Annotated in this window: 6 protein-coding genes; 4 read left to right on the top strand and 2 right to left on the bottom strand. The window is 37.8% G+C overall.

Features of this window, described 5'->3' with window-relative positions:
- Window positions 1-97: 97 nt before the first annotated feature.
- Window positions 98-1090, bottom strand: coding sequence for a fasciclin domain-containing protein (locus H3Z82_RS16015; RefSeq protein WP_182206512.1), 993 nt, complete (start codon window positions 1088-1090; stop codon window positions 98-100).
- 66 nt (window positions 1091-1156) lie between these two features.
- On the opposite strand from H3Z82_RS16015, the gene H3Z82_RS16010 reads away from it, so the two are divergent.
- Window positions 1157-1867: a toxin-antitoxin system YwqK family antitoxin gene (locus H3Z82_RS16010; RefSeq protein WP_182206511.1), complete on the top strand. Its 711-nt coding sequence runs from the start codon at window positions 1157-1159 to the stop codon at window positions 1865-1867.
- A gap of 190 nt (window positions 1868-2057) precedes the next feature.
- Window positions 2058-3038, top strand: coding sequence for a PLP-dependent cysteine synthase family protein (locus tag H3Z82_RS16005; RefSeq protein ID WP_182206510.1), 981 nt, complete (start codon window positions 2058-2060; stop codon window positions 3036-3038).
- A 358-nt stretch (window positions 3039-3396) separates the two neighbouring features.
- Here the strand turns inward: H3Z82_RS16005 and H3Z82_RS16000 are convergent, their stop codons facing one another.
- Window positions 3397-9450, bottom strand: coding sequence for an alpha-2-macroglobulin family protein (locus tag H3Z82_RS16000; protein ID WP_449528467.1), 6054 nt, complete (start codon window positions 9448-9450; stop codon window positions 3397-3399).
- Between the two features lie 293 nt (window positions 9451-9743).
- On the opposite strand from H3Z82_RS16000, the gene H3Z82_RS15995 reads away from it, so the two are divergent.
- Window positions 9744-10697, top strand: a complete 954-nt coding sequence (locus H3Z82_RS15995; RefSeq protein ID WP_182206509.1) for a tetratricopeptide repeat protein — start codon at window positions 9744-9746, stop codon at window positions 10695-10697.
- 158 nt (window positions 10698-10855) lie between these two features.
- Window positions 10856-12211, top strand: a complete 1356-nt coding sequence (locus H3Z82_RS15990; protein WP_182206508.1) for a UDP-N-acetylmuramate--L-alanine ligase — start codon at window positions 10856-10858, stop codon at window positions 12209-12211.
- Window positions 12212-12302: the final 91 nt, after the last annotated feature.

The following is a 12302-nucleotide window of genomic DNA, read 5'->3' as shown; positions in this document are numbered from 1 at the left end:
AAAACTTTTCTATGTTAAATAAAAAATGCCTCTGAAAAACTCAGAGGCATTTTTGCTATTAATCAACAAAATTATTGAAGATTAATCAATATAAAAACTATTGTCCCATTTCTGGCAACACGACTTTATCAATAGCGTGAACTACACCATTGACGGCTTGAATATCTACTAAGGTTGGAATGATATTACTTACTCTATCATTCGGATCTGTAATGGTAAGGTTGGAAGCGTTAACAGTCACATCTCCACCTAAAGTTCCTACGGTACCTGTTGGAATAGCGTCTGAAGTGACATTACCACTTACAACATGAAATTTTAATATGGCTTCAACCGTGGCTGGGTCAACATCAGCTAATGTTGTTTCTCCGGTTGGATCAAGCTCGTTCAGCAATGATGCAAACGCTTCGTTGGTGGGTGCAAACACCGTAAATGGACCATTTCCTGATAACGTAGGAATTAAGTTTGGTGACGGTGATTGAGAATCAGCCGATTGCAGTGCAGCTACTAAACTTGATAAATTAGAATTTGCTAAAGCGAAATCTACAACTGTTGGTAGTCCGATAACCGCATCCACCACATGAATAGTTCCATTGGTTGCAGAAATATCTGCGACGGTTACAGTTGAAATTCCGTTAAATTCTACACCGTCCGTCGCATTAAAGTACAGACTTAAAGGCTTGTCATTAGGACCAGTTGCATTTGTGTTTGTATAGCCGGAGCCAGTATTGGCTAAATCTGTAGATTTAACATTTCCAGTAATGACATGATTTAGTAAAATTTGAGAAAGCAGGTCCGTTGGTACATCGCTTAATTTTTCAAATCCATTATCGGTTAAGAAATTTTGAAATGCTGCATTTGTGGGTGCCAAAACAGTAAAAGGACCTTGTCCGTTCAATACGCTTACCAGATTGCCATCTGCTGCTTTTAACGCAGCTACCAAATTACTTAAATCTGGAGTGGCCATAGCTGTTTCTACTATGTTCATTGGTAGAGGGGCAACGTTGTTGTCATCATCACTACTACAGGATTGAAAACCAATAACCAGTAACAGTAATGGTAGAATTTTGAGAGTTTTTGAAATAATCTTCATTTTTTTGAGTTTATTTGTTCGAAGTAAAAACTAACCTCATGTTAGTTTGTTTAACAAAAATACAAAATGATTAAACAAAATATTGTCTTTTTCTTTTTTTTAACATTGTTTTTAACTAAATCCTATGCGCAGGATGTTATAAATCAGCGAGATACTGATGGAGAGCGTCATGGGTTTTGGAAAGTAAATTTCGATCAGACCAATCAGCCACGATATGAAGGCACATTTGAGCATGGTAAGGAAGTAGGGATATTTAAATTCTATAAATTAGATGGAAATAAAAGTGTTTTAAGTGCCACTCGAGAATTTCTTCCCAACGGCGATGACATTCTGGTTAAATTCTATTCTTCTAAAGGAAAACTGATCAGTGAGGGCCAAATGATCGACAGGCGTTTTGTTGGAAAATGGGTGTATTACCATAATAAAAACGACAACGTAATGACCGTTGAACATTATAATAATGAAGGACAACTCGAGGGTGAAAAGGTAGTGTATTATCCAAATGGACAAATGGCCGAACAATCTCATTATAGTCATGGAAAGTTAGAAGGTACCTCTAAAATATTTTCAGAAAAAGGCGTACTCATCAAATCATTTACCTATAAAAACGATGTCCTTCACGGCATGTCAAAATATTATGATGCGGATGGTAACATGCTGGCGGAAGGCACATATAGAAATGATCAGAAGCACGGCATCTGGAAGTTTTATGAGAACGGTGTTCTAACTGAGGAAAAGGACTTCACAACATATAGTAAGAATCCGATCAAACAATAAACTCGGTGTAGTTACCGACTTCTTAGGAATAGAAACGTCAGAAAATATATTTAATTTCCCTGATGTTACTGCCGTGCCTAAGTTTTTAGCTATTATGTTTTCTCGTAAAAACTTCTTAAAAAACTCTGTATGGCATCCAATTTAATAAATCAAAAAATCGACTTACCTTTGCATTCTTAAATTAAAACGCATGCAATACGCAGAAAACATACTTGAAACTATTGGGAACACCCCATTGGTCAAACTCAACAAATTAAATAAAGATTTACCATGTTTGGTCTTGGCTAAATATGAAACTTTTAATCCTGGGAATTCCGTTAAAGATAGAATGGCCGTTAAAATGGTTGAAGATGCCGAGGCTGACGGCCGATTGAAGCCTGGAGGTACCATCATTGAAGGAACCTCTGGAAATACCGGAATGGGATTGGCATTGGCAGCCATCGTAAAAGGTTACAAATGTATTTTTGTGATGAGCGATAAGCAATCCAAAGAAAAAATGGATATCCTGCGTGCCGTTGGTGCTGAGGTGGTTGTTTGTCCTACAGATGTCGCACCAGACGATCCAAGAAGTTATTATTCGGTGGCCAAACGTTTGAGTGAAGAAACACCAAATTCTTGGTACGTCAATCAATACGATAACTTAAGCAACACAAAAGCCCATTACGAAAGTACAGGTCCTGAAATCTGGAAACAGACAGGTGGTAAGATTACACATTTTGTGGTCGGCGTGGGTACCGGGGGTACGGTATCTGGGATTGGAAAATATCTAAAGGAGCAAAATCCTGATATTAAAGTTTGGGGCATTGATACCTATGGCAGTGTCTTCAAAAAATATCACGAAACTGGAATTTTTGATGAAAATGAAATCTATCCTTATGTCACCGAAGGGATTGGCGAAGATATTCTACCTAAAAATGTCAATTTTGATATCATCGATGGATTTGAAAAAGTAACCGATAAAGATGCCGCGGTTTATACTCAACTGTTGGCAAAGGAGGAAGGTATGTTCTTAGGAAATTCTGCGGGAGCTGCCATTAAAGGCTTGTTGCAATTGAAAGAGCATTTTACAAAAGACGATGTGGTGGTGGTTTTATTCCATGATCATGGAAGTCGTTATGTAGGGAAAATGTTCAATAATGAGTGGATGAAGGAAATGGGATATATCGATTAGATTTAATCCTTAATTAACAAAATAGGGAATAGGATTAAGACCGCTTCGCTGTTAGAATTAAGAATTAAGATTCAAGACTGCTGTTTGAGGATAGACTTTTAAATGCTTTATTATTTGTCTACAATTTAAAATGTATCAACTCACAGACGAGGTGGTTTTTGACTTGCATCAATTAAATGCTATTCGTTGTTCTCGTTTTTCCTAAATCATCGCTTTTGAATAAATCCTTCCGTCTTCATCCCGTATCCGCGGGAATAATCCACCTTCCCTTTTGAAGGGAAGGAGATTTTGTTTGATCTAGGTTTGATATGATGTCTGAAGGTCTACTTCTAACTTCATCCTTCCAGGTTCTTACTTTTTACTTCACATTTACTCTTATACCTTCACTATGGCTTGCGAATTCCGGAGCATACATACTTTGAATGGTTGTGATGCCATTGCTCATATTTCCACTGTTGTTCACTCGCAAATCGTATTCAAAAACATAGATGCCTTTCGGTAGATAGTCGAAGAAGAAATTTGTGGCAGCATCTTTGGTGCTTTCGTAATAGCCCAATCCGTCTTGGTATTTATAAGAAGATAACACATTGACAGGTTCAAAACCAGCGGCACGCATATCTTTCATATGTAAGAATTCCATGTCTCTATCACTTCGCAATTCGATTCGCACCCTGACCAAATCGCCAACTTTTACTTCGGATTTTGACGTGATTTCTGAAAGTTGTTCTCCTGTATCGGTATTGGATTTTAAGAATAACTTCTTCTTCAATTGTAACGGCATTTCTTTACCCACAGCAATCGGAGTGATTTTGTCTAAATCCTCAAAATATTGCCAATACAAACTTCCCCAGGCAATACCATCGCCTTTTTTAGTCAAGGTAACCTCTGCCATCTCTGGTTTTATTTCAGAGCCATTCCAAGCTGTTTTATAATACCCGGTTCCCGCTTCAACTTTGACGTTCTCTAATTTTGAAGCTTCTATTTTTTCACCGCCCAAACTAACGTCAACCATTTCGGTGACGCTCAACCAATCGCTACCTTGCAGCAACAATGCGTAAACAGCTTCGGTGGTGGCTTTGGTTGTTTTCCAGCTGTTGGTCTGTTTGTTTTTAAGCAACCAGATCTTTAAATTGTCAATGGTCTTAACGTCATTTTGAATTTCAGAAAAAGCTTCAATCATGAGCGCTTGGGTTTCAATTGGCGCTTGATACCAAAACCACGAGGCTTTATTCTCTTTCCAATACATGCCCAATTCGTCAGAAGTGATACTGTTTTCTTTGAGGGATTTTAATATTTTATCGGCTGTTTTGGGATCTTTACTACGATGTGACACCATCGCCATCAAACCTTTGGCATATAATGATCTATTTAACCAATACTTCTGGATTTGGGTTTGATAGTATGCCGTTATGGTTTGCACCTCTTTGCTTTTTGGAATGTCAGGAAAGAAACTGCGCATATATAAATAATGCAATTGGGTATAACTTAAATGGTCTTTGCTTAAATCGACATTTTTATCATATTTCCGAAGGTCTTTATATTCTTGAACAAATTCCGCATCTAAATAGGAGATGGCTTTTTTGATCATATCATTGGTAGTCTCTTTGTTATGAGACGACTTGACATTAAGATGGTCTAAATGCCCAAAACCAACAATAATCTGTTGTGTAATAAATCGGTTTGGTCGTCCGCCTTCAAACCAAGCCCAAGCGCCGTTGCCCATTTGATTGTTTTGAAGTTTGCGTTGTGCCGATTGCAATTCGTTATTCATCTTGTTCATGTCGAACAATAAAGCGATACGTTTCTTTTGTTCGGATTCAGATTGGGCATCGCGCAACCAAGGAGTTTCCTCAATTAGAATGCTTTTCAGTTCTTCATTCTTTTCAAGATTGCTGATTAAGACGTCCTGTGAAGCCCATTGATCAAACACTTCCTTAATTCGCGGATTGCTGTTGGCAATATGACTTGCCAAGGCGTTGGCGTAATATCTGCTAAAGATTTGCTCGTTACAATCGTACGGATATTCCATTAAGTAAGGTAAGGCCTGAACGGCATACCACGCAGGATTGGAGGTCATTTCCAAGGTCAGTTTGTGATGTTTAAGAGTTTTGAAACTGTTGGCAGCGCTTGTCGTAGCTAATTTGTCCAAAGTAAAAGTACGTGTTTCATTGGAGCGAATCCACATCGGTAAAGTTTCAGTAACCAACTTTCTGTTTGATAATACAGGAAGTAGGTTTTGTTCTCCATCGCTAAAAGCGCCCGATTTTGCTATTACTTCATATTGAACAGCATCCACATCATCTGGAATGGTAAGGCTCCAGGCAACTTGGGTATTGCCTTTTGCATTTACTGTGAAGGACGTTCTATTGTTTGAATTATTAAGTTTAGCGTCAATAGATTTCCCTGTCAAGGCATCATAAAGCTCTAATATCACCTCACCCGATAATGAATTTTCAGTGAGGTTAGCAATCTTTGTACTGATAGATATGACATCACCATGACGTAAATAACGAGGTGCATTAGGAATGACCATTAACTCTTTTTGAGTAACGGTTTCTAAGGTGGACGTTGTACTTTCTAAGGTTTTGGTATGCGCCAAGAGTTGCAATTTCCATTTGGTCAGTGCTTCAGGTGTTGTAAAGCTGAAAGACACATTCCCTTCGGCATCTGTTTGCAATTGAGGAAAGAAGAAAGCGGTTTCCTGGAGGTTTTTACGAATGGCTACAGTTTCTAAATTTTCTTTGATTTCGGAGTCTATGGATCCAGCAACTTCCTCTTGGTTTTGGGTGCCAAAGCCAACTGTGACGACCTCCTCCAGACGCGCTTCGGTATCCTCGACCGCTGTTATGCTTTCGGCCGACATTTGGACGGCATTAGCTTTTCCTCTAATCATTATATTGTGTCTCCCGCTTCTGAAATATAGGCCAAACCAATTCCATTGGTCGTAGCTTTGATACGGATAGCTTAAATTTTTGCTAGGTAAATACACCTTGAAATTAGTGCTTCCAAAGCTATGGATGGCGCGTCTTTGGTTGTGGCTATAATAAGTAGGTTGATATAATGGACTAAATTGCCATTGGTGGGGTTGAAATTGATCTAATGACATATCATACATGCTTGCCAGTAGTTCAGCACTTACTTTATCGCCTTGTGGGCCCTTGATATTGAAACTCCAGGTTTCGTCTGTTCCAGGTTCTAATTTATCCCTAAACGTTTGCGTTTCAATGGTTAACTCCGATTTTGGATAAGGAACTGCAATGGTCTGTGTTCCGGATTGAAAACTGTTAAAGGCCGCAAAACTATAATGGATGGCGAAACCGCCCAAATCGGCATCGGTAACAGGAATAGCAATTGTTTTTTTGTTGTTGTTTAAAGGTACGATATAGGTATTGGTGGTTTTTTGTCCTTTCTCGACATCCACGGTAACGACCACGTTTTCTGCAGCTGAGCCAAAGGTAATAATCACATTTTGACCTATTTTATAAGTGGACTGATCCGTGCTAACACTAAACAGCTGATTATCCGGAAGCGTTTTGTCTTCTGGACTGAAAACAAAAGTCCGCGCTTGGTCTTTAACTAATTGTCCAAACCGATCTTGACTTTCTAAAATGATGATGTAATTGCCAGATTCCCATCTTTTAAGATTATTTAAGGTGATTTCCTTCGATTTTGAAGTGTCAAAATTGGTCTCAAATACCATCTTGCCTTTGTCCCATGTTTCAGGATTATGCTCATTTTGATAGGCTTCATGCGGAAATATTTTTTTAAATTCTCCGCGGGTTAAGGCATGATAATCTGGAGCAGGCCATGGACGTGATCTTAAAACCTCTTTCGGAGCTTGAAGTTTGTATATTTTGACAGTGCCTTGCGCAGCAACAAATTCGCCGTTCAAGTTTTTTGTGCTTATAGAAAGTTGGTGTTCTTTTTTCGATTTATCCAATTGGTTTTCTACACTTATATGAGCTAAAAGTGCATGGTAACCAACATTCACAATGGTAGTAGCACTGCGGGTTTCACCATTTAAGTCAGTAACGTCTGCCGTGATTTCATAATTAAATACAGGTAGACTGCTTTTATCCACACTTTCATCTGGAATGGCTTTAAATTTTATATCAAAATTGCCATCTTTATCCGTCATGCTTTCGCCATGAGCAATTTCCTGAGGTTCACTGTTAAACCACGGTCTATACCAATAATACCACCGCGGATATTGCACTTTTCTATGTACGCGATAGACAACTTTTGCGTCTGTTATCGTACTCCCAGCGTAGGCTAAAGCATTGCCTTTTACGGCTACAGAATCATTGACTTTGAAAGTTTCGGTGATCGGGAGCAATTTAGTTTCAAATTTTGGCCGTTTGTATTCTTCAACAGAAATGCTGGCATAACCATAATTCCCAGCGTAGAATTCAAGACTGAATTGGCCCGTTAATCCATTATTTGGTAGGATGAATTCTCCAGAGACCGAACCAAATTCGTTGGTTTTGAGTTCTTGTTCCTTGACCATTTCGCCATTGACATTTTTAAGGGTCACTTTTACCGATTGGTTGGCATAAACCGTGGTTTTTTTATTTTCTGTTTTGGTGGCTATCCCTTTAAAATAGACAACTTGACCAGGTCTGTAAATACTTCTGTCGGTGAATAAAAATGGCCTATAGCTGATTGGCTCTTGGCCATCATCTTCGTTATAATAATTTCTGCTATAATAATCTTTAAAGTAGGCAGTGTCTGAATTGTTGATCGCTGTGATATTCATATTATAATAGCGATTCTTGGGATTCTCCATGCTGAATTCGCCATTCTTATCCGTTTGGAAATTTTGCGTTTTGAATTCGTTACTGTAATTGATTTGGTATCTAACCGTCACTTTTGCACCATCAATTGGTTGACCATTGCTTCTATTGATCAATTGGAACAATTCTTTATTTGTATCTGATTTTGTCACCAACGCCATATTAGTTACTTGAATGGTTTTGGTGGAGAAAAATTCGTCGTTTGAAAAATCAGGTGTGGCTACAATAAGATACTGTCCGTTATTCAGTTTAGGAAGGACCACCTCAGTTGTATGAACTTGAAAGTCATTTTCATCCTTAAGTGAGCTGTCCCATTCTTCCGAGACGCTTAATTTTTTGATAAATGCGAATCGTTCGTCCTGACGGTAAGTTTTATTGAAATTGTCTAATTGGGATGGAGAAAGACGGTAAGCTTTAAATTTTAAATGATTCAAATTTGAATAGCGGACCAATATTAAGCTGTTGATTTGAATGGGGATATTGTTTTCCGCAGTCAGTTGCAAAGTAGGTTTTAAAATGGCAGTCTTTAGGACAGCACATTTTTCTGCGCCTTTACTCTTTGGGAAATTTTGAATGACCGCATCACAGATGGCAATGGCATCTTTTATTTTCCAACGGACATCAGAATTGGTTTTAGGATCAAAACTTTGTCCTTGTTGATGGTATAATGACGCTATTTCGAAATCATAAAGTGCAGAGACTTCATGGGCTTTATATTCGGCTGAAGCTTGTTGGAGACTCTTCAAATAAACAGCATCCTTATCGCTAAATGCAGCATTGTTTTTAACGAACTGAAGTCGTTGAATATTGACATCTGCCAAAGCGTAAGGCTCTTTGTCCTTAAGATGAAATGCGATTAAATTCTTGTAAATCCTTAAAGCCTTTAACTGTAATGATGTGGAATCTTGATGGGTAATTTCCAGTCTTGAAAAAGTCTTGGCATCGGATAGGAACTCAGGATTATCAATTAGAAATTTATAGGCGGGCTGAGTAATGCTGGTTTCATCAGTTTGGTAAAAGGCTAAGGCATTGTGATTTAAAAAATCGAACAGAGTAGGTCTAAATAGCTTTGAGCCATTCGCTTTATGCAACAATTCGTCATAATTAACCAAGGGCGTTTCCTGTAGAATCAATCCGTTTTTAAGCGAATTTTGATAATGCATATCTATTTCTTCAAACAAGGTCTGTAGGTCCCAAGTTCTAAAGTCCTCAGCTTCAACTTTGCTTTCGGTATGGGTACGGTTATAGAATTGATAGCGGTTTTGTTGAAAATACTGCCAATACAAATTAGCGAGCATATTTTCAAGAATGTTTTTGGTTGGAATATCACTGGAAGCACTTTGTGATTTAAAATCGTTGATAATTTTAAGTTGTGCATCTTCTTCTAAAATGAGAGCATATTTACTTTTATACAATAAACTTTTGATATGTTGCACAGTGTGTTTTTCGGCAACTGCTAATTTTGAAATCTGTTCCGCAACGGCTAACGCCGATTTGGTCAAACCTTCATTTTCATATTTTTCAATTTCTTTCCATAATTTCTCATAATTATTGGATTGGGAATGTGTAAAATTTGCAAAAAATATGATCATAAATAGAGTTATAAACTGTTTCATCATTTGAATAGATTTGAATCCTTAATATGGATTTGAACGTAAGCTAATACTATTGGATCTTTTAAAAAAGATGAAATGCGTCACGCCTACATTTGATTGAGTGAAGTTAACGAATTTTGAAGTTAACTTTATTGCTTTTTATGTTTTTGCAAAAATGATACCAGAACAATTGAACGATGGGAAATTCAAGATTCCGAACTATAGAATAGAAAATAAAAATAAATAATACCTAAGATTAAATATCGAATAAAGAATGTTACTTAAGAATGTTTATTTTTGAATTCAGAAAATTCACTATGAAATTCTTTATTTATTTTTTCTTTTTTTCATTAGTAGCAGCAGGTCAAACTGATATTCAGAAGGCTAAACAGTTTTTAACTGATAAACAATTTTCGAAGGCGGAATCGTTAATGAATAATTATGTGAAGGACAATCCTAATAATCTTACGGGGATTGAGCTTTTGGGCGATGCGTATGGCCATCAGAAGAAATGGGATGGAGCTATTGAGAACTATAAAAAGTTGGTAGATGCGAGCCCTAAAACGGCTAATTATCATTATAAATACGGCGGTGCTTTGGGTATGAAAGCCCTGTCAGTTAATAAAATGAAAGCCCTTTCAATTATCGGAGATGTAAAACAAGCCTTTATAACGGCGGCTAATCTTGATCCAGAGCATATTGAAACCCGATGGGCATTGGTAGAATTGTATATGCAGTTGCCAGGGATTATTGGTGGTAGCATGTCCAAATCACTTAAATATGCTGATGAATTGCAGAATCTTTCTAAGGTAGATGGCTTTTTGGCAAAAGGCTATATCTATCAATACGATAACGATTTAAAAACCGCTGAAAACTATTTCAAGTTGGCCGTAATGGAAGGCGGATCATTGGTGTGTTACGAGAAACTCACCAACATATATGAAGCCCAAAAACGACCAGATAAAGCCATTGCCAATATGGAAGAGGCTCAAAACAAGCATGACAGCAATAGCTTAAATTACCAAATAGGGAAGATGGCTGCAGAATATAATATTGAATTGGTCAAAGGTGAAAAGTACTTACGCAATTATATCACTAATTACTCAGTGAAGGATGAGGTGTCAAAAGGATGGGCAAATTACCGATTGGCGCAGATTTATAAACTCAAAAATAATAAGGCTGATGCGTTGAAATATATTGAACTTGCCATTGCAGAATTGCCCAAGAACGAAGTTTTTCAGTCAGAAAAAACGGTCATTCGCAAACTTTGATCTTAAATTGCCACGAATACACGAATATTCTTATTAATCTCTCTGTGGCACTCCGTGTAACTCAGCGTATCTCTGTGTAATTACTTTCCATCTTCATAAATAAAATCATTCGCCATTCGCATCAAAAAAACTATCTTTGAACTCTTCAAAATTAAACTATGAACGTACATTTTATAGCCATTGGTGGCAGTGCCATGCACAATCTCGCCATAGCTTTGCACAATAAAGGATATCAGGTAACAGGAAGTGATGATGAGATTTATGAGCCTTCAAAAACAAGACTAAAGCAGAAAGGTTTGCTGCCAGAAAGCTTTGGATGGTTTCCTGAAAGTATAAATAATTCAATTGATTCCGTGGTTTTGGGAATGCATGCCAAAGCCGATAATCCAGAGCTTTTAAGAGCTCAAGAGTTAGGCTTGAGAATTTATAGCTACCCCGAATTTTTGTATGAGCAGTCCAAACATAAAACCCGAGTGGTCATTGGCGGTAGTCATGGAAAAACAACGATTACCTCTATGATCCTCCATGTGATGGATTATCACGATAGAGACGTCGATTATATGGTAGGAGCGCAATTGGAAGGCTTTGATGTGATGGTGAAGTTGACGGATGATAATGATTTTATCGTATTGGAAGGTGATGAGTATTTAAGCTCACCGATTGACAGACGACCGAAATTTCATTTGTACCAACCCAATATTGCCTTGTTGAGTGGGATTGCTTGGGATCATATCAATGTGTTTCCAACCTATGAAGGCTATGTCGAGCAGTTTAAAATTTTTGTGGATAGTATTGTAAAGGGCGGAAGCATTACTTATAATGAAGAAGATGACGAAGTAAAAAAAGTGGTGGAAGCTTCAGAGAACACGATCAGAAAATTACCTTATCACACACCAGAATATAGCGTGGTCAATGGTGAAACGCTTTTGGATACTCCTGAAGGACCTTTGCCAATTGAGGTTTTTGGAAAGCATAATTTAAACAATCTGGCTGGTGCCAAATGGATTTGCCAACACATGGGCGTGGATGAAGATGATTTTTACGAGGCCATAGCCAGTTTTAAAGGCGCCAGTAAACGTCTTGAAAAAATAGGAGAGGGTAAACATAGTATTGCATTTAAAGATTTCGCACATTCCCCAAGTAAAGTTAAGGCCACCACCAATGCTGTAAAAGAGCAGTATCCAGATAAAACGCTAGTGGCTTGTATGGAGCTGCATACGTTCAGTAGTTTGAATGCCGACTTTTTGAAAGAATATAAAGGCACCTTGGACGCTGCCGATGTAGCGGTAGTGTTTTATTCGCCGCATGCGGTTGAGATTAAAAAGCTAAAGGAAGTGACGCAGGCGCAAATCGCGAATGCATTTGAACGCGACGATTTGATTATTTATACCAATCCTGACGATTTTAAAAATTTTCTTTTTTCACAAAATTTTGACAACAAGGTCTTATTGTTGATGAGTTCAGGAACTTATGGCGGCTTGGATTTTGAGGAAGTAAAAAGTCTGATGGTCTAATATTATTTGAGCATCAGATTTATAGACGAAGATCTGAACGAATACCCACCAGTGGGTTTTAATACCCCGAGATTCATGAATATTCCAATAT

Source organism: Gelidibacter maritimus (assembly GCF_014062315.1).
Lineage (GTDB): Bacteria > Bacteroidota > Bacteroidia > Flavobacteriales > Flavobacteriaceae > Gelidibacter > Gelidibacter maritimus.
This window is presented reverse-complemented; position numbering and strand designations above follow the sequence as displayed.